This window comes from Streptomyces sp. NBC_00572 (assembly GCF_026341815.1).
GTDB lineage: Bacteria > Actinomycetota > Actinomycetes > Streptomycetales > Streptomycetaceae > Streptomyces.
In genome coordinates, this window is the sequence record NZ_JAPENX010000001.1 from 5,596,739 (window position 1) to 5,623,342 (window position 26,604).

A 26,604-nucleotide genomic window follows, 5' to 3' on the forward strand; every position below is an offset into this window, starting at 1 on the left:
TCCAGGTCAGGCAGCGAGTTGGGGAGCGTCCGCGCACGGGACGCACATGCCGAGCGAGGACGGGATCCGGTACCCGGCGTCCCGTCCGCACTCGGGGCAGATCCGCCGGGCCGCGTTCGCCCGCTCCAGGGCCGCCCACCGGGCCGGCGTCATCGGCCGGACCGGCCGGGCCAGGTCGACGCGGTAGAGGAAAGCGACCAGCGGTTCACGCCGGCGGCGGGGACGTTCGAGCTGGGCCACCACCGGCTGACCACCCGGCCGCAGCCCCAGGGTGCGGAGCTGCCGGAAGGTGGCCAAACCCTCAGGGGCCAGGCGCCAGCGGTAGACGGGGATCACTGCGCAGCCCCCTCAAGAGACCGGGCGGAAGCCTGGTCGCGGAGTTCCTGGTAGCGGCTGGAGACCCAGCCGATCGACCAGCCGCACAGCTCGGCGGCCTGCCGCACCGGCACCCCCGCCGTGTAGGCGGCGGCCACGGTCTTACGGGCCTGCTCCTCGCCCTGCTTCTTCTGCGCCGGACCGGCGGCGAGGAGTTCGGCGCGTTCACGCTCGACGCGCTCGGCCTGCTCGCGCTGTTCACGCCGGGTCCGCTCCTCACGCTCCCGACGTGCCTGCTCGGCGCGTGCGGCGGCCTCGCGTTCAAGGCGTTCACGCTCGGCCTGCTGCTGTTCACGCTCCCGCTCACGGCGTTCACGCGCGGCCCGCTCCGCCTGCTCGGCGGCCTCGATCCGCTCGCGCTCCTCACGCCGTGCGCGCTCCTCACGGTCGGACTGTTCACGGGCCAGGGAAGCCTCGTGCTCGCGCTCTTCACGCGCCATCCGAGCGTCGAACTCCCGCTTCTCGCGGGTCCGCTGCTCGTCCGCCTCGGCACGTTCGGCAGCGGCCGTTTCCCGCTGCTGTCGCTCGGCCTGTTCACGTTCATGCGCCGCGTTCAGTGCCTCTGTGATCCCCTGGCGGTAGGCCAGACCGGTCTCCGCCGTGACGATCAGCAGCAGCGGTGCCACCGCGTGCACCGCTACTCCGACCAGGTCTTTCTTGAGGGCGGAGTCTGCGACGTTCAGGGCCAGGGTCATGCAGCCGGTCATCCACCGCAGCACGACCGGCCACCTGCCGCCATTCCCGCCGAGACGGGCCAGGACGGAGTCGAGACGGACCACGATGACGACCGCCGCGTCCACCACGAGCGGCAGAATCGGCGCCGTCCAGTCCCACTCATCCGGCGTGTGCGCCCGCATCAGCGGGGTGACGGTGAGGATCGAGTAGAGCATCGCGCCGGACACGATCAGCCACGTGCCCACCGACAGGGCCCGCTCCGCTGAACGGATCTGAACACCGTTCACGAGACCGCCCCCGAACCCGCCAGCACCGGCACCGGGGCCGGGACCTTCGCGTAGCCGATCAGCATCAGCTCGGCCCCGGCGAACGTCGCGTGAACGCGCAGGACGCCGGTCTGACCGCCGAGCTGAACGCGGTGAACGACCGACTCGGGGGCGATGTTCAGGGCCTCGCGCCACGCCTCGAAGGCGGCGAAGTCGTCGTGGAACGACAGCTCCAGCCGCTCCGGGTAGATCGGCGAGACCTCCACCGTCGGCGCCGGCATGTGGGCGAACTCCGCGCCGAACAGCCGCAGCGCCAGCAGCGGGGCGGACAGGTCCGCCAGCGTCCGGGCCCTCACGCGGCACCGCCCGTCATGGCCAGGGCGGCGCGGTTGGTGAGGTCCCGGCGGGCCGCCACGACCCGGTGACGGGCCCGGCGGATCCGCCGCTCGTCCAGCTTGGTCGCCGGACGGTCCAGCGTGTTGATCACCGCGTCGAGCAGCTCGACGTCCGCCAGGATCAGCGGCATCTCCAGCTCGATCACGTCCAGCTCGGCGTCCGACGGCTCACCATCGAACGGGGTGGCCGTAACAACGGCCTGAAGTGCAGCGATGGACAACATTGGGTGTGTTCCTCTCAGACAGGAACGGCCCGAACCGACCCCCCGGTGCTCGAACACCGGGGGGTCTCGCCGTTAGAACCAGGGAATCTCTCCGGCTCCCCGCCACTCCGCCCGTACGGCAACCCGTGAACGGGGCCGGACGGGCGGAGGAGGCAACCGGCCGCAGCCGAGTGGCTCCGGAGGTTAGGTGACTCGGTGGGCGTGGCCGTCGTGCCGGTCGGGCAGGGACGGCGCCCAGGGTCTTCGTCGATGCATTGAGGGCTCCCGCAGGTCACAGAAGCAGGGCAGAGGCTTCACGAAGGCCCTGTTGCCACAGGCCGTCGCCCCGAGCCGGATCGGGTGCGTCATCGTCACTGCTCTGACGCCAGCAGGGCGGCCGTGTGCCAGGTGGCATCCGAGCGGCTGACCTCCCAGAAGGGGAGGGATGATCCAGTCGGATGGTCTCCAGAGCTGCACAGGAGCAAGGTGCCGCCGGGCGGCCCTACCTGGCCGCCGCAGGGGCGGGGAGTTTCACCCCGCCAGATCGCGCTCTGTTGAGTTCTCAAGCCATCAGTCGCTTCCATCGAGCCGACCCGCCTTCGCGGAGCTCTCCGGGCGTCGAGCACCTGGCAAGGGGGGGTTACCACCCGAGCCGTCCGGAACCACTCCTGTTAAGGGGGGGTTGCCACAGAGCATGCCGGTGGCTGGCGGTTGATGTCAACCCCCCCTTAACATGGGGTCTGAGAGGTACTCCCTGAACCGATACGCGAGGCAGACATTGATCGAGGAAGTTCGGCGGGTCTCGGCGATGCAGGACCACGCCCTGCGCGCCAAAGCTGCTGCTGATCTCATGACAGAGCTGCAAGCCGCTGTCATCGAGACCTCACGCATGCGCAAAGAGAGCATCGCGTGGCTGCGGAAAAACGGTCATTCAATGGCCGACGTGGCAAAGCTCATGGGTGTGAGCCGAGCACGCGTCGCCCAGCTCAAGGACGCCGGACCGCGTCCGGAGCGCGCGTTCCTCGGGACCCAGCACGTGCAGGTGGCTGTGCCGACGCGGCCCGGTGAGCGGGAGTACGTGGCGGTGGAAGACAGTTCCACGGGACAGAAGATGCTGGCCCTGGCCCAGAGCCTCCAGCTCGAAGGAGAGCTCCAGTACATCCCGGTCTCGGGAGAGATCGACCTCAACCGTGATGATCTCGTCGTCGTCTGTGGACCGAAGTCCTCTGCCGCAGCTGCTGCCGCGCTCAGCCTGGACCCCCGGCTTTCGTTCGAGACTCTGCCCGATGGGCGATGGGCTCTCGTCGAGCGAGAGAGCGGCAAGGCCTATACGTCGCCGAGTGACGACCCACAGGGCGCGGCGCCGGCGGATGTGGCCTACCTGGGAAGGCTTCCTCGGCCGGACGGACAGGGGACCTTCATCCTGATCGCTGGAGTACACGCAGTCGGGTCGCTGGGCGTTGCCCACTACCTGACTGCGAATCTGGCCTCTCTCTACGAGGAGGTGGGCACGTCGCCGTTCTCCATGGTCGTGGCGTGCGACTACGCCCCCGAAGATAAGTCGGTGAAGGCGAGCCGAGCGGCAAGCGGCGTGCTGCTTCACGAGGCAGCCTGACATGCGTGTCGAGGCATTTAGCAGCGGTCGCCCAGGTCGCGAAAACGAGGACTTCGCGATCTGGGATGACGGCGTGGCCGTACTCCTGGACGGCGCCGGCATGCCCGACGCGCTACGTCCCCCGTGTGTCCATGGCGTCTCGTGGTTCGCCAGGACCTTGGGGGCCGCGCTGCGCTCCGCAGCAAGCAGCAGTGAGACGCTCCAGGACGCCCTGGCCTTGGCGATCGCCCATACAGCAGACCTGCATCGTGGCACCTGCGCCGTCGAAGACGCGCTCTCCCCCTCGGCAACGGTTGCTGCGCTCCGGGTGCGCGAGGATGCCGTCGAATGGCTCGTGTTGGGTGACTGCACCCTCCTTCTTGAGCGCGGGCACTCGGTGGAGGCGATCTCGGATGACCGGCTGGCGTCCGTGGCCCAGGAGGATCGGGCCGCCATGAACGCCGCACCGCCGGGCTCTGCCGAGCGGCGCCAGCTCCACTCCCTCCTTGTGCAGGCGGAGCGAGCGCTCCGGAACCGCCCGGGTGGCTACTGGGTAGCAGCGGCAGACCCGCGAGCCGCCGAAGCGGCCCTGTTCGGGTCCTGCCCCAGGGAGGATGTGGTGCGGGCGGCCCTCCTGACAGATGGAGCTGCACGGCTGACGGAGACGTTCGCCCTGACCGACTGGACGGGGTGCCTCGACATCCTCGAAGACCAGGGGCCGGAGTCGCTGATCAGGCGAGTCCGTGAAGCGGAGCTGACGGATGCCTCCATGACCCACTGGCCACGCAGCAAGCCGCACGATGACGCCACTGCGGTGTACGTCCGCCCCTAGTCTCGGGAGACTGCACCGGAGCACACCAACGCACAGGGCAACACCCTTCGAAACGAAGGCGGGCCCTTGTGTCCGGGCTGCTGATGCTGGGCCGTGCGAGTGGTGGTGTGCCGAAGCACGATAGGTGTCACCACCGGCGCCCACTGACCTGGCAGAGGGGCCCCGCAAGGCACGCCGGTTGTCACCAGATTGGCGCGCTACCTGTCACCAAGCGCACGCGAAGCAGGAGGCATGCTGAAGTCAGCGGACGGGCATCTGTCGCAGCCGTACCCCACGGGGGCCGTGTTCTATCGTCTGTCAGGTGTCTGAGACCCACGATCATCTCTTCAACTCCGCCCGGCGGTGGGCCGAAACAGCGCTCGACTCGTATTCCGATTCCGCTGGCCCAGACGACTCCGACTTCGCTATCCACCACATGGCAGTCGCCATTGAACATCTCTGCAAGTCGTACCTGGCCTCGATCGACGAAGCACTCCTCATGCCGAACGAACGGCTCACCGACGCCAACCGGCTTGCACTCAGCGACAGCAAGACTCGCCACAAGCCGCACACCATCGGCGGCAAAATAGCCATGGAACGCGCAGAGACCCGGCTCGGCAAGCCGTTCCAGAGGAGCGATGACTTGGTCGCGCTCCGGGACAACCGCAACGGACTCACGCATATGGGTTCGGCCACTCCCAGCGACTGTCGGCAGCTGCTGACCGCTGGGATCTTGTGCGTGGAACAGCTCCTTCCCGCGATGTCCCGGACTTCCGAGTCCTTCTGGGGACCACACCACGCCCTGAGCGAGCAGATCGTGGAGACGTCCATCGGAGAGCAGCAGCTCCGCTACGACATGAAGATCCGGAAAGCCCGGAAGGCGGGGAGCGACTTCACACACCGCCTCGACAGTACGCCCGATCGCGAGGCCCTCAAGGCAAGCCTCGCCTCTGCGGAGATCTGGGGGCTGAGTCTGCCCATGACCTGCCCCGCCTGCAATAGCCAAGGCAGTGTCCGCGGCCGGGAGTGGACATCTGGTGACCCGCATGACGGGGAGTGGTTCCTCCCCCGCCAGTTCACCTGTCTGCCCTGTGGGCTTGACCTGTCACGAGACGAACTCGAATTGGCCGGAATGACCATGGAGCGCTTCAGCGACTACGAGCAAGACCCTGGCTGGGAACCTGACACCGCCCCGTTCGACTAATTCGACGGCCCAGTGACAACAGGCCTGCCTTGGTGACACCTATCGCGCTTCGGCACAGGTGGTTTCCGCGAGTCGGGGCGTGGACCATCCACATAATCGAACAGACGTCTGATTCGAGTGTGGCTGACACCCCTCCCTTCCCTGATGACCTGATCGAGACCCAGCAGCGTCTCCACCAGGCCCGCGCCGAGTACACGGCCCTGTGCCGGGCTCTCCCCTGGTCTGTGGAGCCGTTGCCAGGCTGGCCCGGTACAGCGCACCCGCACACGGGAGAGGTCACGGGCGGCCGCGACGCGTCCCCCGGATACACGCCGGAGCAGGAGGCCGAGGAGAAGCGCCTGTGGGACCTCGTCCGGGAGCTGTCGGTCGCCGTTTCCACACACCCGTACTGGGCCACCTTGGAGAAGGACGCGGGGCTGGTGAAGGCTCGTTTGGAGCTGAAGCTTCACCCGAAGGCCCAGCCGGACGCCGCTAGCGCCGCCGGCGGCGGGGCGGCGTGAGCAGGGACTCCGCCATGGGGATGCCGATAGCCGATCGGTTGGAGAAGAAGCGGACGCTGCTGGAGTGGCTGCGCTACCAGGCCGCGGTCACCGAGCGGGAGATCCACGAGCTGGAGGCCCAGGACGCCGAGGAGAAGCGGCGCCGGGAGGTCGCGCGCCGCGAGCAGGCGTGGGTGGTCTCGGCGCCCCAGACCCTCGAAGGCCATTCGATGCTCCACCGGGGAAACTGCGGCCTCAGGGCCCGGTGTGGGGCCGGGGAGCTCCTGGACCTCGACGGTGTGATGGGCGCGGTCGAGGAGTACACGGACCTGGAGATGTGCGACGTGTGCGCGCCGCGGGGGAGTCTCGGCATCGACAAGCCCGCCGACCGGCCCGCGCGGCCGGCGGAGGTCGAGTTCCCCTAGAGTTCCTAGGATCTCCGTCCAGAGGTTCCGGGCGGGATTCGAATCCTGCAGAGCGTGGACGGGCGAGAAGCCCGGACGAAGGTTCGGGCCTCGCTCGCTGCACGGGGTGTGCAGCAGCCCAGCACGGCAGCTTTCTCTGGCTGATCATGGCCCGCGCACAGCGCGGGCGCGCGCCGCCTCTGCGGCGCGGCCTGCCTCCTGTCTTCGCCCCGGCTGGCCGCGCCCGGCGGCGCGCTCGCGGCTGCGGGCATGAAGTGGGGGACACTCTCTGTGGCTGGGCCGGTCGGCTCCACAGCTTTAGGCAGCCACGTCGGGGCGAGCCTCTAAGATCACGGCCCCAACGTCGTGCTTTGCCGGGCAGGTCCACAGACTGCCCGACGCGCTGGAAGCTTACGGGGCCATGATCACTCGCCCCAAAGCAGATCCAGTCCAAAGCCGCTCCGCCGACCTCAGGGCGCAAGTGATCGTGAAATCCCGAGATGCGTCTCTCCCATCTCAAGCGCAAGCTGAAGGCAAGAACTCCATACGACCATCTCGACACCAGTGAGCATCTGGGGTATAGCGCGGACACCCACAGTTGCGTGTGTCGATTGCCACACGCAAGAGGCAACTCTGGAGTGGCATCATGAGGTTACCTGTAGCCGCTGTGACTTATCGCGACACTCAGCGGTCAGGCCGTGAATACACATGGCCTTTACCTCACAAGAAGCGGATTGTCCCTTGATGCTCCATGGCCCAACTAAAGTGGAGGTAGCGTGCCCACTTTCAAGCGCTCACCTACGGCGTCGAACGATGAGGGTCACAGCCGAATGAGCGAGGAAAACACCGGGGACCACGACCTTCAAGAAATGCACGCTGCGGTAACACGTCGACGGAGGGAAGCCCGGAGCCACAAGGAGCCGGGCACGCTTAGGGAATTCGCATTTGGTCGCCTCCCTGAAAGCCAGCTTAGCAGTATTCGCGAGCATGTGGAAAAGTGCAACCAATGCAGCGAGACAGTTGAAGCCTTCGCAAAGTTCGGGGAAGAGTACTCTGACCGAATGCCAGTAATTGACTGCTAGCGAATCGCGGAGGCGACGCCGATGCGACACGTTCACATTGGCGCAGGCGCACTCGGCCTTGGCCTAATAATTCCGCTGACGGCCCGGCATTTCGATATTACCCTAGCCCACAGGGCGTCGAGCATATCTTGGGAGCTTGTCCAAGGCATACAAAGGGCCGGTTCATATGTACACGAGTTCCCCTCGCTGGCGGGCGGCCGAGATCGCAATCGAGTCGAACTCGGCAGCAGTTTCAGGGTCGTAGACTCGAAGAACCTTGAGGAACTCGTAAACTCTATATGTAGCCCCGACGTACGCCTTTTGACCATGGCGCTCACCGAGCGAGGCTTGGAAGATTTCACAGGGGATCTCCGCAAAGCGCTAACAGCACGCAGGAAGAGGGACGACTGCGACAGTCTTTGCGTCCTCGCATGCGAAAATACGGTCGGACCTAATTACACCGCGCTGACTCAGGAATTCCACGGGGCCGGCATAGAGTTTCCACTCTGCATGGTCGATCGAATCTGCTTCACGCCCGAATTGCGCGATGGAATCGTGACATCCTTCACCGAGCACTACGGAAGTTGGATAATAGAATGGACGCCCGGATCTGGGCCAATCAAGCAGGTCCTAGCACTTAATGGATACATAGAATTCGTTAACGAAATCGCAGGACCACGCAAGAAGAAGCGTCTGCTTGTCAATGCACCCCACCTAGTGGTTGGCCTCCATGCCAAGGATGCCAAGGTTGCCCACATAGATACATTCCTTCAGGGGGGCGAAGGTAGAACACTTTTGAGGCGCACGCAGGAGGAATGCACGAAGGCCCTGATGACTTACCCGTTCACCTTTCAACTTGACGACCTTCAGCAATTTAACGAGTCCGTTGCCAACCGCTTCTCAATGCTTCATTTTGAAACTGATAATGTGCTGCAACGCCTACAAAAGGACAGACTCGAATCCCTGATGACGGCGGCTGACGAGCTCCTGGTTGAACCCTCTGGACAGTACCTGGAGGCATATGGAAGCTTTCCAGGGGCCTTGACCCTTGCACTTCACACGCTGGTCACGCTCGTGTCTGAGCGGCGGTATGCCGAGCCCCGGCGTTGCGCGTGAGGCAACCCGGCCAAGGCCTGTCGCCGTACACCTGAGCGCCCTCCCGGGCCGTCCTCGGGCCGTGGAAGGGCGCTCAACGATGACCAACGTCGACAACTGCCGACAGCTCAGCAGCAGGTCAGAGCGTTGGTCGGTTAGGCGGCCGCAGGTCACGGTCGCCGGTGATCAGTTGTGGCTGTGCTGAGCGAGCGGCCTTCAGGTGGAAGTGCGGCCAGCAGAGATGGGGGCGCGGTGCTCGACCTGCTCGACACAACGCAGAGGCAGCGTGGTTGAGGCCGGTGGGGGTGGAGCGAGGAACACGCGCGCCTGGTCGTTCGGCAGGCCCGCCGTCGTGGCTGGCTGTCGTCGGCTGAGGCCCAGGCGGACGCGAGCGAATTTGCTGGTTGTCGGCCGAACGGCAGGCCCCGTACCGATCAATGCTGGGCCGTCTATGGGCCGTGCGAGGGCGGCCCATAGGCACCAACACCCACCGGCAGTCACCGTTCCTTGGCCGCTGCGACCTGGATTAGCAGCAAGCGCCTGAGGCTGGAGGGGAGGCCCGCCACTTCCTCCGCAACAAGCAGCAGGAGGGTGCATCGGCATGAAGAACGTCCTTCCCACCCCGGTGTCCGAGGGGAGGTCTACGCTCACATGTGTGGACGATCTCTTGAGCAAGGTCCTTGACCTGCAGGGCGCATGGACGGCCCAGAACACGGAGGAGATGCAGAAGCGAGGGGTCTGCATCCGTCAGGAAATACCGGATCTCTTGCGGGAGCAGTCCGCCGGTTTGGCTGAGGCTCTAGGGGTGACAAGGGACATGCTGGGCATTGAAGGGCGGGACGGTACCGGCCTCAAGACTGAGGTCCCGTGGGTTCGCGTCTGTGACCCGGTGATGTCGCCAAGTGCCACAACTGGTTGGTACGTCGTGTACCTGTTCAGCGGCACTGGCGATCGTGTCTACCTGTCCCTGAACCAAGGCACAACGGTGTGGACAGGCGGCGACTTCAAGGCGCGCAGGATCGAAGACCTCAGAGCCAGGGTCGGATGGGCTCGTCCGCTCCTCGCAGAGAAGATGGCCACCCGCACCGATCTCTGCGAGGAAATCCGTCTGGACGCGCGCACACCGCTAGGGCGTGGCTACGAGCCGGGAAACGTCGTGGCGATCGAGTACTCACGTGAGGCGCTGCCGGCGCAGGAGCGGCTTCTGGCGGACCTGTGCTACATGTTGGGTCTGCTTCAGACGGTCTACGCAGCCGAGCGCCTGACTCCACACATCCCTGGCGATCCGTCACCTGAAGTTCTGGAGGCGGAGCGCAGCGCGGCGGCTACTGCTGGACGCCGCGGGCGGGGCGCCTCCCGGACGGGTCGGTCCGGGCAGGGTTACAGGCTCACGAGCGCCGAACGGCAGGCGATCGAGCGCCGCAGCGTGAACGTCGCATCGGCGTTCTTCGCGGCGCAGGGGTGGAAGGTGCAGGACGTCGGTACACGGGAGTCCTTCGACCTCCTGCTCAAGCGAGGAGACGAGCGACTGCATGTCGAGGTGAAGGGGACGACGTCCGCTGGCCACGACGTGATCCTCACCAGGGCCGAGGTGGAGAAGCAGCGCAAGTACTACCCGGCCAACGCGCTGGTGGTCGTGCACTCCATCCATCTCGACCGCACTGGAGTCGAGCCTGTCGCCTCTGGAGGAAATCTCCACTGCACGTCCCCCTGGAAGATCGCCGACGAAGACCTCTCCGTGATCTCCTACGCGTACCGCACAGCGGTTGGCCGCGATGACGGCGACGCAGAGGTTCAGAGCGCGCTCGAAGTTCTCAAGAAGGGGCCGCGCCGAGCTTCACCAGCGCTCCAGGCCCCGGCGGGCCCGCAGTAGTCGCATGGGCAGTTGCCCGTGGGGCCGCCTCGGTGCTGGCGGCCCCACACTGCTTTTCCCCTACTCGATCAGCATCCGGGCCCGGTCTGCGAGAACGCGGCGATGTGGCGGAAGACCTTCCCTCCGGTCCCGTCCGGCAGGTGGAGCTCCGGCGGCACCTTCGAGGTGGCGAAGTCCTCTACCTTCTGGGCGCACAGCTGGACGAAGTCGCAGCCGTCGCACTTCCTCTCGGATGCGCGCTGGGGAAAGTCGCCTTCGGTAATGCGGTTGACCGCCCACTCCACGTTGGCGACCGCCGCGTCGACGGCGTCCTGGTCGACGGGCACGTCGATCCTCTGGCTGTCCTTGAGGAGGTGAACCGCGCCCGTGCGGGCGTTGGCTCCGTGGACCAGGTCGGCTCCGCGGCCGTACAGCTGCACCTGGAGCGAGAGGTCTTCCCAGTGGAGGTCCGGGTTGTTCACGGCGTCCGGGCCGCCCTGCATGGTCTTGAAGTCGACGACCTTGGCGTCCTGGATCTTGTCGGTGTCGTCGACGCTGAGCAGGAGGTCGATGGCGCCGGAGATGACGGCACCCGTGACGGGGATCTCGAAGGGAAGCTCGACCTGCCGCTTCGTCTCGAAGTCCTCGGCGTAGTCCTTGGCGTAGTCAGCCACGATGTCCGAAGACTTCTGCAGAGCACGTTCGTAGGCGCCCGGCCGGTTGACCGGGTCCGAACTCGGCGAGACATGCTTGAGATGGAAGAGGTCCTCCGCGATGGACCGGGCCTCGTCGGGCGTGGGCGCACTGCTGTTGGTGTAGGCCTGGTGCAGCTTGCCCACTGCAGCGTGTACCGCCCGCCCGAACCCGAAGAGCTCCGGAATGTGCGGCGAGAAGCCGTTGACCACGCTGAGCTTGTAGGCGTGCGGGCAGCGCATGAAGGTGTGGATCTGGGAGTACGTCGTCGGGAGCACGGACTCGTCGCCACGCCGTCGCGGCTGGGCAGCGGGAGGTGCCACGAGCGGAGGCGCACCAGACTCCAGAAGGTCACGCCGGATCTCGGCATGCGTCAGGCGGGCCGCGAAGGGGGAAACCCGCGCCGGCCGCTTGCCACCGGGAAGCTGAGCGGAACCGGTGACGTAGAGGTGGCGTTCGGCACGGGTGATCGCGGTGTAGAAGAGCCGCGCCTCACCGGCGGTCCCGGTCTGGTACGAGCCGTTGTCCAGCGCCTGCTGGATCAGAGCCGCGGGGATCCAGCCGTCGTAGTTGTGCCGCCGGCCGGGAAAGCGGTTGGCCTCAACGTCGACGACGAAGACCACCGGGAACTCCAGCCCCTTGGCCTTGTGGACGGTGGAGACGGAAACGGCGTCGGGCCGGGTCATCATCTGTCCGTCGGTGTCGTAGCCAGTGCCGGCCACGTTCTGCAGGAAGTTGAGGAGCTCCCCGAAGCGGGACTTGCTGTCGATGGAGACGTAGACCGACTCCACGTCCTGCATGATGCGGCTGAACGTTCCCAGGTCCGTCATGACACCGTCGTCGAAGCCGCTGGCGGCAACGTTCAGGGATTCCAGCAGGTCGTGCAGGAGCTTCTGCGGGAAGAGCCGCTGACGGGGCACACCCGGCGCGATGGGCATGTGGATGCGTCGCCCCCAGTCGGCGAAGACGCGCCTTACCCGCTCAAGCTGAGCCAGGGGAAACGCCTTCGAGAGCTCGGCGTGGAACAGGTGATCGACCTGACTCCGGTCCGGGGTGCCGTCCCGCATCAACTCGAAGGCGTTGCGGAGAGCGGCCGGCTGAGCACGATCGAAGAGCTGCGCACCCGAGTCCAGGTCGTAGACGATGTTCCGGGCGGAGAGTGCGTTGACGAAGGCAGTGTGTCGCTTCGTCTCGTCCTGTTCCTCGGTGTTCGTAGAGCGCATGAGGATGGCGAAGTCCGCAGGGGTGAGCCCCCTGCGGGTGCCGTCGGGCTCCTCGTACTCCGTACCGAGAAGGCTCTCGATGCGGTCGGCGACGAAGGCAGCTTCTTCCTGCCTGCTGGGGTACTGCTGGACGGCGAACTCCCGCGGGCTGTGGTTGGCGTGTGCCCGGAGTACCTTCGGCAGCCGCATCGCGCCCACCTCTGCCGCAACGAAGTCTCCCGCCGTCTCGACGATGGCGGACGTGGAACGGAAGTTGGTGAGCAGCTTGTGCACGGAGGCTTTGGGGTAGCGCTTGTCGAACTCCAGGATGTTCGTCACGTCGGCGCCGCGCCATCCATAGATCGCCTGGTCGTCGTCGCCCACGACGAACAGGGTCTCGGAGTGCTCGTGCATGAGCGCGATGAGTCGCTCCTGGACCACGTTCACGTCCTGGTACTCGTCCACGAGCACGTGGCGGAGCGGGGCGAGTGCCTGCACCGCCCCCTGGTCTCCAGATTCGAGGGCCTCCACGACGAGCCGCTGCATCAGCGAGAAGTCGATGAAGTGGTCGTTTTCCATGTTGGATCGCAGACGTTCCAGGACGGCCGCGAGTTCGGGATCCTCGCCGGCGACCTGCTGCGGGTCCAGCAGCTCGTCGTTCATCATCTGCCACGCGCGGCTGATCTGCTTGAGCGCCTCGAAGTATCCGCGGCGGGCGCCCTTGGCCGTGGGGTGGGCATCGCGAACCGCGTTGATCGCCAGCTTGGGGTACCGAGAGATCAGGTAGATCCGGAACTGCATCTCGTCGAGGACATCGAACTGGCGGTACCGGGCGTCCATGTCACCGAGAACACGGCGACACCACGCGTGGATGGTCCCGATGTACATGCCACCGACAAGGAGCGGGTCCAGGCCACACTCCTGGAGAGCGGCCGCGACGCGGGTCTTGATCTGCTCGCCCGCCTTCTCCGTGAAGGTGAACGCGACGATCGACTCGGGGGCAGACCCGGTGGCGATGCGGTGCGCGACTCTTCCCGCGAGCGCGCGGGACTTGCCGGAACCCGCGCCGGCCAAGGCCAGTACTTCCGGCTCCGGCGCCACCGCAGCGGCGTACTGCTCAGGCGTGAGCCAGCTCTTGAGCGCCTTCTCAGTCTGCAAGTTGGGACCCCTCCCGATGGTGCCGTTCATTGCAGGACAGGCTGTCACGGAGCACTGACAATGGGGCTTCACTGGACAGAAGTTGGTTCTGAGCTGGGACTTCGAGTGACCGGATGGTTGGGCCGGCGGAGCCGCGTGCTCTGCAGTGTTCCAGGCCGCTCCCAGCCCCGGAGGGGCGGAGGGCGTGGTGTGCCTGACGGCCAGGAGCGGCTCCCTGCCGGCTCGGGGAGCCAGACGGGGAGCCACGCGCGGCGACACCCAGCGGACGTAGGCGGACTTCAGCGAACGTTGTGGCCCTCAGTACATGGGGGAGCGGGTGGTGTGAGCGAGCCCGCAAGACGGGCCGCATTACCTCGCACGTAATCGACCCCCTCCGCCCCGCCCGGCATGCTCATGAACACCGGAACCCGGGCGGCGCACTCCGCTCGGGCTCCGGGCCCACCACCAGCGCGAACGTCCCCCATGGAGGGTGATCCGTCATGTCCCAGGCCCTGCTCGCAGGTCTTGCCCGCACCACCCGACCCCAGTCCGCGGTGCGCCGCTTCCTCGCCCTCGACGCCGTCGTCACCGGAGCCAACGGGATCGCCTACGCCGTCGCCTCCGGCCAGCTGGGGGAGTTCCTCGGGGTCGACGAGGGGCTCCTGCTCGAACTCGGCATCCTGCTCACCGTGTACGCCGCCGGCGTCGCCTGGCTCGCGAGCCGCCCGCAGCCCCCGGCGCTCGGCGTGAAGCTCGTCGTCGACATCAACGCGCTCTGGGCCGTCCTCAGCATCGTCGCCCTCGTCGCCTGGCTGGAGCCGACCACCGCGGGCCTGGTGTGGACGCCGATGCAGGCGGCCACCGTCGGCGGCTTCGCCCTCGCCCAGTGGGCGGCCCTGCGGGCCGTCGCCGCTGGGCCGTCTCCTTCGGATCTTGCCTGACGGAGACGACCTAGCCGCTGAACGGCGGCAGGGCCTGGAGGTAGGCGACCGTCGCCGGGTCGGCCGGGAGGAACGTCTCGATGGCCAGCTCGGCGACCGTCACGTCCAGCGGGGTGTTGAACGTCGAGATCGACGACACGAAGGACAGCACCTGCCCGTCGTGCTCGATCCGCAGCGGCAGCGCGAAGTACGGGTACACGTCCTCAGGCCCGGGGGCGCCCGATGCGCCGTCGGCGTCCGCGCCCGGCGGCAGCGGATACGCCGACACCTCCTCGTACAGCGCACGCAACGACTCCGAACGGGCGAGCCCGATCTGACGCTCCATCTGGTGCAGCAGGTGCCCGCGCCACTCCGGCAGATTCCGGATCCTGGGCGCCAGACCCTCCGGGTGCAGGGTGAGCCGCATCGCGTTCAGCGGCGACGTCAGCAGATGCTCCGCAACCCCGTCGAGGAGCAGCCCGATGCCCCGGTTGGCCGCCACCACCGTGTACGAGCCGTCCACCACCAGCGCCGGATACGGCTCGTACCCCTGCAGCAACCGCTCGATGCCCTCCCGCAGCGTCTCCAGCCGCGGGGCGTCGAGCGGCGACTCCGCGTACCGGGGCGCGTATCCGGCGGCGAGCAGCAGCGCGTTCCGCTCGCGCACCGGCACCTCCAGGTGCTCGGCGAGCTTCAGCACCATCTCCTCGCTGGGCCGGGAGCGACCCGTCTCCACGAACGAGATGTGCCGCGCCGAGGAGTCCGCGCGCAGCGCCAGCTCCAGCTGGCTCAACCGCCGCTGCTCACGCCAACCGCGTAGCAGCGGCCCTACCCCCGTGTCGCTCACGACAGTTGTCATGGCCAGACGGTATCCCAGAGGGGGACCCGGGTAGTTTCCCCTGGGACCCCTGTCCGTCACCCGCGCCACCCGACCGGAGGGAGCACCGCCGTGCCCACACAGCCGCTGTCGCAGAAGGAGATCGAGGACCGACTGCGGGAGCTCCCCGGTTGGTCCGTCGGAGACGACCGCCTCACCCGTGAGTACCGGCTCGGCGACCACTTCGCGGCGACCGCGCTCGTCGTCCACGTGGCCCAGATCCAGCAGGAGCTCGACCACCACTCGGATCTGACCCTCGGCTACAACACCGTCGGCCTGTCCGTGAACACCCACTCCGCCGGCGGAGCCGTCACCGAGAAGGACTTCGAACTCGCCGAGCGGGTGGAGAGGATCGCCCCGGGCCACGGCGCCGCCTGACGTACGGTCACCTTCTTCTGCTTCCTCGCGTGATCACTCGCTTCGGCGTTCTCGTACGATCATCGGCATGGCGGAGACCGTGCTCGACTACGAGGCCGAGGCAGCGCACTACGACCGGACCCGGGGCGGGGTGCCCCGGGCCGGCGCGGCGGCCGAGGCCGTCCTGCGGCTCGTGCCGCCCGGCGCCCGGACCCTGCTCGACCTGGCCTGCGGCACCGGCCTCGTCACCGAGCGGCTCACCCGGCCCGGACTGCGCGTGTACGGGGCCGACGCCGCCCAGGCCATGCTCCGGGTCGCCGACGGACGCGTACCCGGCCGGGTCGTCCGCTCCGACGCCCGTCGCCTGCCGCTGCCCGACGCCTCCGTGGACGCGGTCGGCGCCGTCTGGCTGCTGCACCTCGTGCCGTTCGCGGCGGAGATCGTCGCCGAGGCGGCCCGCGTCCTGCGCCCCGGCGGCGTCCTCGTCGCCACCGTCGACAAGGACGCCGCCCACGACGTCGGCAGCGACATCGACGAGATCCTCCGCCCGCACCGCTCGGCCGCGGCGGCCTCCGACCGCGCGGACCTGATCACCGGACACGCCGCCGCCCACGGCCTCGAACCGGCCCCCGGCACCCACTTCACGGGGTACGGCCAGGGCGCCACCCCGCGCGACACCGTACGGAAGCTGCGTGTCGGGCACTTCGCCTCCTGGTTCCCGGGCGACCCGGCGACCGCCGAGACGCTCACCGCCGCCCTTGCCGTCCTCCCGGACCAGGACCGCCCCCGGGCCGAACCCCGGTACCGGCTGGCCTGCTTCGTCCGTCGGGGCTGAGTCCCGCGCGGAACGGGCTCAGGCCTCCTCCCTCGCCCAGGTCGCGTCCGCGAACGCCGTGAAGGAGCGCGGCTCGCGGCCCAGGACCCGCTTGACCCCGTCCGTCACCGAGGCGTTGTGGCCGTCGAGGAGCGTCGCGAAGAGCCCGGCGAGCCATGCCGCCTCCGGAGCCGGGAGCCCGAACCCGGTGAGGAGCCCGGCGTAGTCGGCCTCCGACATCGCCTCGTACGCCACCGGACGGCCCGAGGCACGCGAGATCTCCGCCGCCACCTCCGCGAAGCCCACGGGCCGGGGCCCTGTCAGCTCGTGCACCCGCCCCGCGTGACCGTCCGCCATCAGGGTCTCGACCACCACGTCCGCGAGGTCGTCCAGGTCGATGAACGGCTCGGCCGTGTCCCCCGCCGGGAAGACGATCACGCCCTCCGCCAGCCCCTCCGCGAGCAGCCCCTCGGAGAAGTTCTGCGCGAAGAACGAGGCCCGCACGACGGTCAGTTCCGCCCCTTCGGCCGCCGCGCGCAGGGCCTCCTCCGCCACGATCGCCTCGGGCTCTCCGCGCCCGGACAGCAGCGTCAGCCGCCGTACGCCGTTCTCCACGGCCAGCCGGCCGAAGGCCTCCATCGCCTCGACCGCGCCGGGTGCGGCGAGATCCGGGTAGTAGGCCACGTACGCGGCGTCCGCGCCCCGCAGCGCCGGGGCCCAGGTCTCCGGGGCCTCCCAGTCGAACGAGGTCGCGCCGGTACGGGACCCGGCGCGCACGGTCACCCCGCGCGCCGCGAGGCGCTCGGCCACGCGCCGCCCGGTCTTGCCGGTGGCGCTCGTGACGAGAACCGTCTGCGTGCTGTCACTGCCCTGAACGCTCACCGTGTTCTCCGTGTTCTCCGTGTTCCGAGTGGTCTGCGTGGTCTGCGAGTTGTTCGTCTGCGTCGTCATGGTTCAAGACTCCCGCCCGGGGCCCCCTCAGCCCATGCTCCGCAGTCTCACGCCCCTACGCGTCCGTCTCACCCGGCCGCTTACCCTTACGACCCATGGACGCACTCGCCGGACTCCTCGACGGACCCCGCGCCCGGGGCGCCTTCCTGCTCCGCATGATCATGGAACCGCCGTGGTCCGTGCGCATCGAGGACGGCGCCCCGATCTGTCTGATGTGCGTCACCGAGGGCGAGGCCTGGATCGCCCCCGACAGGGGGGAACCCGTCCTGCTGCGGCCCGGGGACATCGCCATCGCCCGCGGTCCGGAGCCGTACACCGTCGCCGACGCCCCCGACGCCCCGCCCCGCGCCGTGATCGGCCCCGACGGCGACTGCACCACCCTCTCCGGGGAGCCGCTCGCCGAGACCATGCGGCTCGGCGTCCGCACCTGGGGCAACGCCCCCGACGGCGGCACCACGCTCCTCGTCGGCACCTACCGGATGGACGGCGAGGTCGGCCGCCGGCTGCTCGACGCCCTGCCGGGGCTGCTGCACCTGCCCGCCGAGGAGTGGCACTGCCCGCTCACGCCCTTCCTCGGCGAGGAGATCGCCCGCGACGAACCCGGCCAGACCGCCGTCCTCGACCGGGTCCTCGACCTGATGCTCATCACCGGAGTCCGGGCCTGGTTCTCCCGGCCCGGCGCCGAGGCCCCCGCCTGGTACCGGGCCATGGGCGACCCGGTGGTCGGCCGCGCGCTCCGGCTCCTCCAGAACGATCCCGCCCACCCCTGGACCGTCGCGTCGCTCGCCGCGAAGACGGGCGTGTCCCGGGCCGCGCTCGCCCGCCGGTTCACCGAACTCGTCGGCGAGCCCCCGATGGCGTACCTGACCGGCTGGCGGCTCGCGCTCGCCGCCGATCTGCTGCGGGAGACCGACGTCACCGTCGAGTCCGTCGCTCGTCAGGTCGGCTACAGCGGCGCGTTCGCGCTGAGCGCCGCGTTCAAGCGGGTCAGAGGGGTCAGCCCGCAGGAGCACCGCGCCGGGGTGTGACGTTCCGGGCAGGTTCCCGGCAGGTTCCGGGCAAGACGGCGGGATGACGTTCCGGGCAACACGGGATCGATCTTCTTGCCGAAACGGCAACACTTCTCGCACTCCGGGCCGACGCGCCGCACGCTGGACCCATGAGTCAGCACACCGCATCGCACCACGACCACCCCCACGGCGAGGGGCACGGTCACCGGCACACCCCCGGGCACAAGCACACCCACGGCCACGACCACGACGGCACCCATCTGGACTGGAACGAGCTCGGTCCGCTCCTGGAGCGACAGGCCGAGACGGAGGGCTCCGCCTACGCGGACGCCGCCGCCTGGCTCGGCACGCTGGCCCCGGTGCCGGGCGTCCGCCGGATCCTCGACGTCGGCAGTGGCCCCGGTGTCGTCACCGGCATCCTCGCCGAGGCCTTCCCGGCCGCCGAGGCGGTCGCCGTCGACGGCACCCCCGAACTCCTCGTCCGCGCCCGTGAACGTGCCGAGGCACGCGGCCTCGGCTCCCGGGTCTCCACCCTCCACGCCGAACTCCCCGAAGGCATCGTCGACCTGGGGAAGGCCGACCTGATCTGGGCGGCCAACTCCCTGCACCACATCGGCGACCAGCGGGCCGCGCTCGTGGAGTTCGCCGGGCTGCTGAACCCCGGCGGCCTGATGGTGCTCGTCGAGGGCGGGCTGCCCGCCCGGCACCTGCCCTGGCACATCGGCTTCGGCCGGCCGGGCCTGGAGGCGCGCCTCGACGCAGCCAACGCCGACTGGTTCGGCGAGATGCGCGCCTCGGTCCCCGGGCACAAGGACGAGCCGGACGACTGGCGGGCGCTCCTCGCCGACGCGGGCCTCACCCCCGCCGGCACCCGCACCTTCCTCACCGACATTCCCGCGCCGGTGTCCCCGGTCGTACGGGAGCTGGCCCTCACCCACTACGGGCGGATCCGGGACGGCTTCGGCGACCGGCTCGAAGCGGACGACCGGGCGATGCTCGACCGGCTCCTCGACCCGGCCGACGAACTGTCCCTGCACCACCGCACGGACCTGTTCCACCTCACGGCCCGCACGGTCCACACCGCCCGCAAGGGCTGAGGACCGACGCGCCCGTCCGCCGCACCCCGGCGGCTCAGGACACCGGCTCCAACCGCCACCACTGGAACGGGGAGTCGGTGTCCTCCCACTGCCGTACGTTCCCGCCGTCGTCCTTCGAACCGTCGGCGACCTCCAGGAACAGCCCGCTGATGAAGCTCACCAGAGCGACCGTCCCCGGCGACTGGAGATCCTGCTCGATGATCCACTCCTGCGCACCGAAGTTGTTCGCCTTCCACTGCTGGATGTTGGCGCCGTTCTCCGTGGACGCGTTGGCGACGTCGAGCCGCTTGCCGCTGGCCTCGTTGACCAGGTGGTAGAGCCCGCCGCCGTTCGGCACGGCCGTGATGCGCCAGTGCTGCCCGGGCGTGCCCTTCTCGGCGCCCTGCTGCACGTTGGCGCCGCTTCGGCTCGACCCCTCGTACACCTCCAGAAGCAGCCCACTGGCCACGTTCCGCACGCGGTACAGGCCCTCCTCGACGGGCACCGGAGAACCACCACTCACCGAATCGACTCCCTCACTCGCCACTCCGCTCCAAGATCCGCCGTCGACTCTATGCCGGGGGTACGACAACGGCGCCGAGGTCCGCGTGGACCTCGACGCCGTCGTCATCACGCGACCGTCGGCGCGCGAACGGTGTCGCGCGAACGGTCAGGCGCCGAACTCCGCCGGGTTCGGGCCCAGACGACGGTTCTCGTCGAGCGCGGCGATCGCCGCCAGGTCCTCGGCGTCCAGCTCGAAACCGAAGACGTCGATGTTCTCCCGGATGCGGGACGGGGTGACCGACTTGGGAATCACCACGTTCCCCAGCTGGAGGTGCCAGCGCAGCACGACCTGGGCCGGAGTCCGCCCGTGCTTGCGGCCGATCGCCACGATCGCCGGCACGTCCAGGAGCCCCTTGCCCGAGCCCAGCGGCGACCACGCCTCGGTCGCGATGCCGTACCGGGCATGGGCCTCGCGGGAGGCCTGCTGGGGGAGCTGCGGGTGGAGCTCGATCTGGTTGACGGCGGGCACGACCGAGGTCTCGCCGATCAGCCGCTCCAGGTGCTCCGGGAGGAAGTTCGAGACACCGATCGCCTTGGCGCGGCCGTCCGCGTGGATCTTCTCCAACGCGCGGTAGGTGTCGACGTACGCGTCCTTCGAGGGCACCGGCCAGTGGATCAGGTACAGGTCGACGTAGTCGAGACCCAGCTTGTCGAGCGAGGCGTCGAAGGCCTTCAGCGTCGAGTCGAAGCCCTGCTCGCTGTTCCACAGTTTGGTGGTGACGAACAGGTCCTCGCGGGCGATCCCGGACGCGGCGACGGCACGGCCCGTGCCCTCTTCGTTCCCGTAGATCGCGGCGGTGTCGATGGAGCGGTAGCCGGCCTCCAGGGCGGTCGCCACGGCCGCCGCGGCCTCGTCGTCCGGCACCTGCCAGACACCGAAGCCCAGCTGCGGCATCCGGACGCCGTTGTTCAGGGTGACCGAGGGAACCTTGCTGTCCGTGCTCACGTGGGAGGGATCCTTACGTTGTCGCGGGTCTTGCGTAGGTACTCCAAGCGTCAACGATCACAGGCTGCCCCGCATTCCGCTTCCCGCATTCCGCTTCTCGTTCTCCACTCCCGCATTCAGCGTTCCGCTTCCCGCGCTGCGCCCCCGGCTCAGCCGTACAGCGCCGCGACCTCCGCCGCGTACGCCCGCTCGATCGCCTTCCGCTTGAGCTTCAGGGACGGGGTGAGCAGCCCGTGCTCCTCGCTGAACGGATGCGCGAGGATCCGGAAGGTGCGGATGGACTCGGCCTGCGAGACCAGCGTGTTGGCCGCCACCACGCCCCGCCGGATCTCCGTCTCCAGGGACGGATCCCGTACGAGTTCGGCCGGCGCGAGCGGTGCCCGTCCCTGCATCGCGAGCCAGTGCTCCACCGCCTCCTGGTCGATCGTGACGAGCGCGGCGATGTACGGGCGGTCGTTGCCGACGACGATGCACTGGGCGATCAGCGGATGCGCCCGCACCCGCTCCTCAAGGCCCGTCGGCGCGACGCTCTTGCCGCCCGAGGTCACCAGGATCTCCTTCTTGCGCCCGGTGATCGTCAGATAGCCGTCCTCGTCGAGGGAGCCCAGGTCCCCGGTGGCCAGCCAGCCGTCGTTGAGGACGGCGGCGGTCGCCTCGGGCGCGTTCAGGTAGCCGGAGAAGACCTGGCCGCCGTGCAGCCACACCTCACCGTCCTCCGCGATGTGGACGGTCGTCCCCGGGACGGGCTGCCCCACCGTGCCGTACCTCGTCCGCTCCGGCGGGTTCGCGGTCGCGGCGGCCGAGGACTCCGTCAGGCCGTACCCCTCGAAGACCGTGACCCCCGCGCCCGCGAAGAACAGCCCCTGCCGGCGGTCCATCGCCGACCCGCCCGACATCGCGTGCCGCAGCCGTCCGCCGAGGGCCGCGCGGACCTTCGCGTACACCGTCTTCTCGAAGAACTGGTGCTGCACGCGCAGCGCCGCCGAAGGCCCCGGGCCGGTGCCGAAGGCCTTGTGCTCAAGGGCCTCCGCGTAGGCGACGGCCACCTCCACGGCCTTGTCGAACGGGCCCGTCTTCCCCTCCCGCTCCGCCTTGCGCCGCGCCGCGTTGAAGACCTTCTCGAAGACGTACGGAACGGCCAGGACGAAACTCGGCCGGAACGCGGCGAGGTCCGGGATCAGCTCCGCGGCCGCCATCACCGGCTGGTGCCCCAGCTTCACCCCGGTCCGGACCGCCGCGACCTCCACCATCCGCCCGAAGACGTGCGCGAGCGGCAGGAACAGCAGCGTCGACGCCTCCTCGCCCGGCCGGGAACGGAACACCGACTCCCAGCGGCCCACCAGCATGTCCGTCTCGAACATGAAGTTGGCGTGGGTGATCACGCAGCCCTTGGGGCGGCCGGTCGTCCCCGAGGTGTAGATGACCGTCGCCACCGTCTCCGGGGTCACCGCCCGCCGGTGCCGGTGCACGACGTCCTCGTCGATCTCCGCCCCGACGGCCGTCAGCTCGGCCACCGCGCCCGCGTCCAGCTGCCACAGGCGCTGCAGCCGGGGCAGCCGGTCGACCACCGAACCGATCGTCATCGCGTGGTCCTCGTGCTCCACCACGCAGGCCGTGACCTCGGAATCGTGCAGCATCCAGAAGACCTGCTCGGCGGAGGACGTCGGATAGATCGGCACGGGCTGCGCGCCGAGCGTCCACAGGGCGAAGTCGAAGAGCGTCCACTCGTAGCGGGTGCGGGCCATGATCGCGACCCGGTCACCGAACCGCACCCCCTCCGCGACCAGCCCCTTCGCGAGGCCGAGGACCTCGTCCCGGAACCGTGCGGCCGTCACGTCCCGCCACTCGCCGTCCGGGCCCTTCTGGCCGAACGTGATCCGGTCCGGCTCCGTCAGGGCACGCTCGAACACGGCGTCCGCCAGACCGCCGACCTGAGGCGCCGCCTCGACGGGCGGCACGGTGAACTCGCGCACTGACCTGCTCCTCGACGGCTCGATGGCTGGAAAAGCTCGTTGTAGCGCTCCGTACGGCGCGGGTGACGGTACCCCACCCGCCTGCCCGGCGGGAGGGCCTTCACCAAGCCGGGACATTCCGTGTTCCCACAGGTCAGGGTGGGTGGGGGAGTCAAGTCACGGGTGTTGCGGGGCCGTTACCGACCGCTCGGTACGTCGGCGGGGCGTGAATCTCCACGGAATCTGTACGGGCCGCTCACGGGCCGCCGCCCCACGGGCCACGGCACCCGCACCGGCCGGGTCCCCTCAGCCGGGCCGGTGCAGCCGGTCGCCGCCCGCCAGGATCGCCTCCGCCAGTGCGTCCGCCGCCTCCTGCACCGCGCCGCCCCGGCGCCCCGCGCGCAGCACGAAGCCCACCTCGCCGAGCTCCGGCAGCCCCGCACGCGCCGGAACCGGCACGAGCCCCGGCGGCACCAGGTCCCGCGTGTGCGCCATCACGCCGAGCCCGGCGCGGGCCGCCGCCACGTTCGCGCTCAGGCTGGAACTCGTACACGCGATCCGCCACGCCCGGCCCTGCGCCTCAAGCGCCTCCAGGGCCCGCGCCCGGGTGATTCCCGGCGGTGGGTACAGGATGAGCGGCACCGGGCGGTCGGGATCCAGCCGAAGTCCCGGCGCCCCGATCCAGATCAGGGCGTCCTCCCACACGAGCCGCCCCTCGCTCTCCCCGCCGCGCCGCTTGGCCAGGATCAGATCCAGCCGGCCCGCCGCGAGCCGGGCCTGGAGCGTCCCGGACAGCTCGACCGTCAGCTCCAGGTCGACCTCCGGGTGCTCACGCCGGAAGGACTCCAGGATCTCCGGCAGCCGGGTCGTCACGAAGTCCTCCGACGCGCCGAAACGCAGCCGACCGCGCAGCCGGGTCCCGCCGAAGTACGCCACCGCCCGCTCGTGCGCCTGCAGGATCGTGCGCGCGAACCCGAGCATCGCCTCACCGTCCTCCGTCAGCGCCACGCGGTGGGTGTCCCGGGTGAACAGCGGCCGGCCGGTCGCCTCCTCCAGCCGCCGTACGTGCTGGCTGACGGTCGACTGGCGCAGCCCGAGGCGCTCGGCGGCCCGGGTGAAGCTCAGCGTCTGGGCCACGGCGAGGAAGGTGCGCAGCTGGGTGGGCTCGTACACAGGACGACGGTAGCGCCTGCCCGGCCCGTTCATCGCCTTTCGTGATGACAGTCAGAGCGCTGTACGGGATTCCCGATCACCGACCCGTGGAGCAGGATGAGAAGGCGCGACCCCACCCCGGCCGCGACCCGACCTGCCCCGGCCGCACCGCGACCTGCCCCGGGCCGCACCCCGACCCCACCCCGGCCGCGACCCGCCCCCGACCGCACCGCGACCCGCCCCCGACCGCATCCCGATCCGCTCACCCGGCCGCACCTTGCCCCGGCACCCCGACCCGCCCCCGGCCAAGGCCCCGGCCACCGCCCCCCGCAGTGCACGAAGCAGTGGAGCCCATGACCGTCCGTACACCCGCCCGCACCCCACGCCGTACCCTCCGGCTGCCGTCCTGGCTGCCCGTCGACGGATACGTCCTGGCCCTGCTCGGCACGGTCGCCCTCGCCGCGCTCCTCCCCGCGTCCGGGGGCGCGGCCGCTGTCGCAGAAGGCGCGTCGACCGGGGCCGTGGCCCTCCTCTTCTTCCTCTACGGGGCCCGCCTCTCCACCCGCGAGGCCCTCGACGGCCTCAAGCACTGGCGGCTCCACCTCACCGTCCTCGGCAGCACCTTCCTGCTCTTCCCGCTCCTCGGACTCGCCGCGCGGGGTCTCGTCCCCACCGTGCTCACCCCGCAGCTCTACACCGGCCTGCTCTTCCTCTGCCTGGTGCCGTCCACCATCCAGTCCTCCATAGCCTTCACCTCGATCGCCCGCGGCAACGTCCCCGCCGCGATCTGCGCGGGTTCCTTCTCCTCGCTCGCGGGCATCGTCCTGACCCCCCTGCTCGCGGCGCTGCTCCTCGGCAACAGCGCGGGCGGCCTCTCCGCCGACGCGCTCCTGAAGATCGTGCTCCAGCTCCTCGTACCGTTCCTCGCCGGACAGTTCCTGCGACGCTGGGTCGGAGGGTTCCTCACCCGCAACAAGAAGGTCCTGGGCCACGTCGACCGGGGCTCGATACTCCTCGTCGTCTACACCGCCTTCAGCCAGGGCATGGTCGCCGGCATCTGGCACCTGGTGACCCCGGCCCGGCTCGGCCTGCTGCTCGCCGTCGAGGCCGTGCTGCTCGCGGCGATGCTGGCCCTGACCTGGTACGGGGCCGGGCGCCTCGGCTTCGGCCGGGCGGACCGGATCGCGATCCAGTTCGCCGGCTCGAAGAAGAGCCTGGCGGCCGGACTGCCGATGGCGAGCGTCCTCTTCGGCCCGCAGGCCGCACTCGCCGTGCTCCCGCTGATGCTGTTCCACCAGATGCAGCTGATGGTCTGCGCGGTGATCGCGAAGCGCCGCGCACGTGACGAAGAGGTGACCGCGGGGACGGGGGAGACCGGTGATGCCCCCTCCGTAGGCCGGATCACACCCATGACCGCCCCGCGATGATCATCCGGGCCGCTACGGTGCTCCCATGCCCGCACCCGATCCCGGCCTCACCGCGCTCGATCCCCGCCGTACCGTGCTCGTCCTCGTCGACCTCATGGAACGCATCGTCGCGCTGCCGCTCGCACCCCGCCCCGGCACCGACGTCCTCGCGGCCGCGGCCCGGCTCGCCGACACCTTCCGGGCCGCCGACGCCCCCGTCGTCCACATCCGGGTCGAGCGGCCGAACGTCGACGCACAGCCGCCCGGCAGCGAGCTCGTCCCCGACCTGGTCCGCGACGGCGAGCCCGTCGTCGTCAAGCGCACCATCGGCGGCTTCCACGACACCGGACTCCACGAGCTGCTGACCACGTACGGCGCCACCACCCTGGTCCTCGGCGGCATCGCCACCAACCTCGGCGTCGAGTCCACCGCCCGCGCCGCCGCCGACCTCGGCTACGACCTCGTCTTCGCCGAGGACGCCATGACCGCGCTCACCGCCGACGAGCACCGCGCCTCCGTCGGCCTCGACTTCCCCCGCCTCGGCACCGTCGCCCCCGTCTCCGCGATCACGCTGGGCTCCGCGACCACCCCGGACGACGCCGACGCTCCGTACGGCCCCGACACCCTGGACGGCCCCGAGTGACCCCGGTCCCGATACGGTACGGGGCCCGCCCCTGCTCCCTCGTCGTCTGCCGCGGCTGCTGCTGCGGCGACGCCCGCAAGAACCCCGGCACCGACCACACCGGCCAGCTCGCCCGCCTCCGGGAAGCCGCAGCCGCCTCCGGCGGCCGACTCGTCGTCCGTACGAGCGACTGCCTCGGCCCCTGCGCCCAGGCCAACATCGTCGTCGTCCAGCCCTCCACCGAGGGCCGCCGACGCGGCGGGCGGGCCGCCTGGGTCGCCTTCACCCTCGACGACGACGCCCTCGACGACATCCTCGCCTGGACGGCGGCCGGCGGGCCCGGAATCACCCCGCCCCCGGCCACCCTCGCCCTGCAGATGATCGATGCGCCGAAGAACTGACCCCACACACGGTGCCCGCCCTAAGCCGTGGGGCCCGTGTGGCGCCCGGGTCCTTGTCACGGTCGGCCAAGGGGTACGGGTGAATCTTGGTGGTTTACGTCACCTGTTAC

The 26,604-nt window shown here is 69.4% G+C and carries 26 protein-coding genes; 15 read left to right on the forward strand and 11 right to left on the reverse strand.

Annotated elements, in window-relative coordinates:
- Positions 1 to 6 precede the first annotated feature (6 nt).
- The 4 genes from OG514_RS25610 to OG514_RS25625 are packed head-to-tail and all read right to left on the reverse strand — an operon-like array spanning position 7 to position 1,935.
- Positions 7 to 336 carry an RRQRL motif-containing zinc-binding protein gene (locus tag OG514_RS25610; protein ID WP_266898668.1) on the reverse strand — a complete coding sequence of 110 codons (330 nt, stop codon included), beginning with the start codon at positions 334 to 336 and terminating at the stop codon, positions 7 to 9.
- Entirely contained in the window at positions 333 to 1,337 is a 1,005-nt protein-coding gene (locus OG514_RS25615) for a DUF2637 domain-containing protein (RefSeq protein ID WP_266898670.1), read from the reverse strand. Before OG514_RS25615 ends, OG514_RS25610 begins: the two co-directional genes overlap by 4 nt.
- Positions 1,334 to 1,672, reverse strand: a complete 339-nt coding sequence (locus tag OG514_RS25620; protein WP_266898672.1) for a hypothetical protein — start codon at positions 1,670 to 1,672, stop codon at positions 1,334 to 1,336. The genes OG514_RS25615 and OG514_RS25620 overlap by 4 nt, the downstream gene beginning before the upstream one ends.
- Entirely contained in the window at positions 1,669 to 1,935 is a 267-nt protein-coding gene (locus OG514_RS25625) for a DUF6284 family protein (protein WP_266898674.1), read from the reverse strand. The genes OG514_RS25620 and OG514_RS25625 overlap by 4 nt, the downstream gene beginning before the upstream one ends.
- A 712-nt stretch (positions 1,936 to 2,647) precedes the next feature.
- On the opposite strand from OG514_RS25625, the gene OG514_RS25630 reads away from it, so the two are divergent.
- From OG514_RS25630 to OG514_RS25660, 7 genes are all read left to right on the forward strand, one after another.
- Complete coding sequence (locus OG514_RS25630) at positions 2,648 to 3,529, forward strand: sigma-70 family RNA polymerase sigma factor (RefSeq protein ID WP_266898676.1); 882 nt, start codon at positions 2,648 to 2,650, stop codon at positions 3,527 to 3,529.
- Position 3,530: 1 nt separating this feature from the next.
- A complete protein-coding gene (locus tag OG514_RS25635) occupies positions 3,531 to 4,340 on the forward strand; it encodes a protein phosphatase 2C domain-containing protein (protein ID WP_266898678.1) in 810 nt (269 codons plus the stop codon).
- A 301-nt stretch (positions 4,341 to 4,641) separates the two neighbouring features.
- Entirely contained in the window at positions 4,642 to 5,523 is an 882-nt protein-coding gene (locus OG514_RS25640; RefSeq protein WP_266898680.1) for a hypothetical protein, read from the forward strand.
- Between the two features lie 119 nt (positions 5,524 to 5,642).
- Positions 5,643 to 6,023, forward strand: a complete 381-nt coding sequence (locus OG514_RS25645) for a hypothetical protein (protein WP_266898682.1) — start codon at positions 5,643 to 5,645, stop codon at positions 6,021 to 6,023.
- A gap of 14 nt (positions 6,024 to 6,037) precedes the next feature.
- The gene (locus OG514_RS25650; protein WP_266898684.1) at positions 6,038 to 6,427 is read left to right on the forward strand and encodes a hypothetical protein; all 390 of its coding nucleotides are present in this window, start codon (positions 6,038 to 6,040) and stop codon (positions 6,425 to 6,427) included.
- 1,082 nt (positions 6,428 to 7,509) lie between these two features.
- A complete protein-coding gene (locus OG514_RS25655) occupies positions 7,510 to 8,583 on the forward strand; it encodes a hypothetical protein (protein WP_266898686.1) in 1,074 nt (357 codons plus the stop codon).
- Positions 8,584 to 9,217: 634 nt separating this feature from the next.
- A complete protein-coding gene (locus OG514_RS25660; protein ID WP_266898688.1) occupies positions 9,218 to 10,435 on the forward strand; it encodes a DUF3578 domain-containing protein in 1,218 nt (405 codons plus the stop codon).
- Between the two features lie 68 nt (positions 10,436 to 10,503).
- On the opposite strand, the gene OG514_RS25665 is transcribed toward OG514_RS25660, so the two are convergent.
- Positions 10,504 to 13,467 carry an ATP-dependent DNA helicase gene (locus OG514_RS25665; RefSeq protein ID WP_266898690.1) on the reverse strand — a complete coding sequence of 988 codons (2,964 nt, stop codon included), beginning with the start codon at positions 13,465 to 13,467 and terminating at the stop codon, positions 10,504 to 10,506.
- A 479-nt stretch (positions 13,468 to 13,946) separates the two neighbouring features.
- On the opposite strand from OG514_RS25665, the gene OG514_RS25670 reads away from it, so the two are divergent.
- Positions 13,947 to 14,387 carry a hypothetical protein gene (locus tag OG514_RS25670; RefSeq protein WP_266898692.1) on the forward strand — a complete coding sequence of 147 codons (441 nt, stop codon included), beginning with the start codon at positions 13,947 to 13,949 and terminating at the stop codon, positions 14,385 to 14,387.
- A gap of 10 nt (positions 14,388 to 14,397) precedes the next feature.
- Here the strand turns inward: OG514_RS25670 and OG514_RS25675 are convergent, their stop codons facing one another.
- Positions 14,398 to 15,225: a helix-turn-helix domain-containing protein gene (locus OG514_RS25675; protein WP_266898694.1), complete on the reverse strand. Its 828-nt coding sequence runs from the start codon at positions 15,223 to 15,225 to the stop codon at positions 14,398 to 14,400.
- Between the two features lie 90 nt (positions 15,226 to 15,315).
- On the opposite strand from OG514_RS25675, the gene OG514_RS25680 reads away from it, so the two are divergent.
- Both OG514_RS25680 and OG514_RS25685 read left to right on the forward strand, forming a co-directional pair.
- Complete coding sequence (locus OG514_RS25680) at positions 15,316 to 15,621, forward strand: 4a-hydroxytetrahydrobiopterin dehydratase (RefSeq protein WP_266898696.1); 306 nt, start codon at positions 15,316 to 15,318, stop codon at positions 15,619 to 15,621.
- Positions 15,622 to 15,688: 67 nt separating this feature from the next.
- Entirely contained in the window at positions 15,689 to 16,435 is a 747-nt protein-coding gene (locus OG514_RS25685) for a class I SAM-dependent methyltransferase (protein ID WP_266898698.1), read from the forward strand.
- An 18-nt stretch (positions 16,436 to 16,453) separates the two neighbouring features.
- Here OG514_RS25685 and OG514_RS25690 read toward each other — a convergent pair whose 3' ends face one another.
- Positions 16,454 to 17,365 carry an NmrA family transcriptional regulator gene (locus OG514_RS25690; protein ID WP_266898700.1) on the reverse strand — a complete coding sequence of 304 codons (912 nt, stop codon included), beginning with the start codon at positions 17,363 to 17,365 and terminating at the stop codon, positions 16,454 to 16,456.
- A gap of 95 nt (positions 17,366 to 17,460) precedes the next feature.
- On the opposite strand from OG514_RS25690, the gene OG514_RS25695 reads away from it, so the two are divergent.
- Entirely contained in the window at positions 17,461 to 18,393 is a 933-nt protein-coding gene (locus tag OG514_RS25695; protein WP_266898702.1) for an AraC family transcriptional regulator, read from the forward strand.
- 131 nt (positions 18,394 to 18,524) lie between these two features.
- On the forward strand, positions 18,525 to 19,472 hold the full coding sequence (locus OG514_RS25700; RefSeq protein WP_266898704.1) for a class I SAM-dependent methyltransferase: 948 nt from the start codon (positions 18,525 to 18,527) through the stop codon (positions 19,470 to 19,472).
- Positions 19,473 to 19,506: 34 nt separating this feature from the next.
- Here the strand turns inward: OG514_RS25700 and OG514_RS25705 are convergent, their stop codons facing one another.
- The 4 genes from OG514_RS25705 to OG514_RS25720 all read right to left on the reverse strand — a co-directional run bounded on the left by OG514_RS25705 (position 19,507) and on the right by OG514_RS25720 (position 24,086).
- Positions 19,507 to 19,974: an RICIN domain-containing protein gene (locus tag OG514_RS25705; protein WP_323181603.1), complete on the reverse strand. Its 468-nt coding sequence runs from the start codon at positions 19,972 to 19,974 to the stop codon at positions 19,507 to 19,509.
- 147 nt (positions 19,975 to 20,121) lie between these two features.
- Positions 20,122 to 20,910, reverse strand: coding sequence for an aldo/keto reductase (locus OG514_RS25710; RefSeq protein ID WP_266900960.1), 789 nt, complete (start codon positions 20,908 to 20,910; stop codon positions 20,122 to 20,124).
- Positions 20,911 to 21,110: 200 nt separating this feature from the next.
- Complete coding sequence (locus OG514_RS25715) at positions 21,111 to 22,934, reverse strand: long-chain fatty acid--CoA ligase (RefSeq protein ID WP_266898708.1); 1,824 nt, start codon at positions 22,932 to 22,934, stop codon at positions 21,111 to 21,113.
- Positions 22,935 to 23,219: 285 nt separating this feature from the next.
- Positions 23,220 to 24,086 carry a LysR substrate-binding domain-containing protein gene (locus OG514_RS25720; protein ID WP_266898710.1) on the reverse strand — a complete coding sequence of 289 codons (867 nt, stop codon included), beginning with the start codon at positions 24,084 to 24,086 and terminating at the stop codon, positions 23,220 to 23,222.
- A 332-nt stretch (positions 24,087 to 24,418) separates the two neighbouring features.
- Here OG514_RS25720 and OG514_RS25725 point away from each other — a divergent pair, with 332 nt between their 5' ends.
- From OG514_RS25725 to OG514_RS25735, 3 genes are read left to right on the forward strand one after another with little or no spacing between them, the layout of a single operon-like run.
- The gene (locus tag OG514_RS25725) at positions 24,419 to 25,492 is read left to right on the forward strand and encodes a bile acid:sodium symporter family protein (RefSeq protein WP_266898711.1); all 1,074 of its coding nucleotides are present in this window, start codon (positions 24,419 to 24,421) and stop codon (positions 25,490 to 25,492) included.
- Between the two features lie 25 nt (positions 25,493 to 25,517).
- Complete coding sequence (locus OG514_RS25730; protein WP_266898713.1) at positions 25,518 to 26,114, forward strand: isochorismatase family protein; 597 nt, start codon at positions 25,518 to 25,520, stop codon at positions 26,112 to 26,114.
- Complete coding sequence (locus OG514_RS25735) at positions 26,111 to 26,494, forward strand: (2Fe-2S) ferredoxin domain-containing protein (protein ID WP_266898715.1); 384 nt, start codon at positions 26,111 to 26,113, stop codon at positions 26,492 to 26,494. Before OG514_RS25730 ends, OG514_RS25735 begins: the two co-directional genes overlap by 4 nt.
- Positions 26,495 to 26,604 lie beyond the last annotated feature (110 nt).

Excerpts from the sequence above, each read along its gene's own strand:
- OG514_RS25625 (WP_266898674.1), bottom strand. The coding sequence starts at position 1,935 with ATGTTGTCCATCGCTGCACTTCAGGCCGTTGTTACGGCCACCCCGTTC.
- OG514_RS25630 (WP_266898676.1), top strand. The coding sequence starts at position 2,648 with ATGGGGTCTGAGAGGTACTCCCTGAACCGATACGCGAGGCAGACATTG.
- OG514_RS25635 (WP_266898678.1), top strand. The coding sequence starts at position 3,531 with ATGCGTGTCGAGGCATTTAGCAGCGGTCGCCCAGGTCGCGAAAACGAG.
- OG514_RS25650 (WP_266898684.1), top strand. The coding sequence starts at position 6,038 with ATGGGGATGCCGATAGCCGATCGGTTGGAGAAGAAGCGGACGCTGCTG.
- OG514_RS25655 (WP_266898686.1), top strand. The coding sequence starts at position 7,510 with ATGCGACACGTTCACATTGGCGCAGGCGCACTCGGCCTTGGCCTAATA.
- OG514_RS25670 (WP_266898692.1), top strand. The coding sequence starts at position 13,947 with ATGTCCCAGGCCCTGCTCGCAGGTCTTGCCCGCACCACCCGACCCCAG.
- OG514_RS25675 (WP_266898694.1), bottom strand. The coding sequence starts at position 15,225 with ATGACAACTGTCGTGAGCGACACGGGGGTAGGGCCGCTGCTACGCGGT.
- OG514_RS25685 (WP_266898698.1), top strand. The coding sequence starts at position 15,689 with ATGGCGGAGACCGTGCTCGACTACGAGGCCGAGGCAGCGCACTACGAC.
- OG514_RS25690 (WP_266898700.1), bottom strand. The coding sequence starts at position 17,365 with ATGACGACGCAGACGAACAACTCGCAGACCACGCAGACCACTCGGAAC.
- OG514_RS25695 (WP_266898702.1), top strand. The coding sequence starts at position 17,461 with ATGGACGCACTCGCCGGACTCCTCGACGGACCCCGCGCCCGGGGCGCC.
- OG514_RS25700 (WP_266898704.1), top strand. The coding sequence starts at position 18,525 with ATGAGTCAGCACACCGCATCGCACCACGACCACCCCCACGGCGAGGGG.
- OG514_RS25710 (WP_266900960.1), bottom strand. The coding sequence starts at position 20,910 with ATGCCGCAGCTGGGCTTCGGTGTCTGGCAGGTGCCGGACGACGAGGCC.
- OG514_RS25725 (WP_266898711.1), top strand. The coding sequence starts at position 24,419 with ATGACCGTCCGTACACCCGCCCGCACCCCACGCCGTACCCTCCGGCTG.
- OG514_RS25730 (WP_266898713.1), top strand. The coding sequence starts at position 25,518 with ATGCCCGCACCCGATCCCGGCCTCACCGCGCTCGATCCCCGCCGTACC.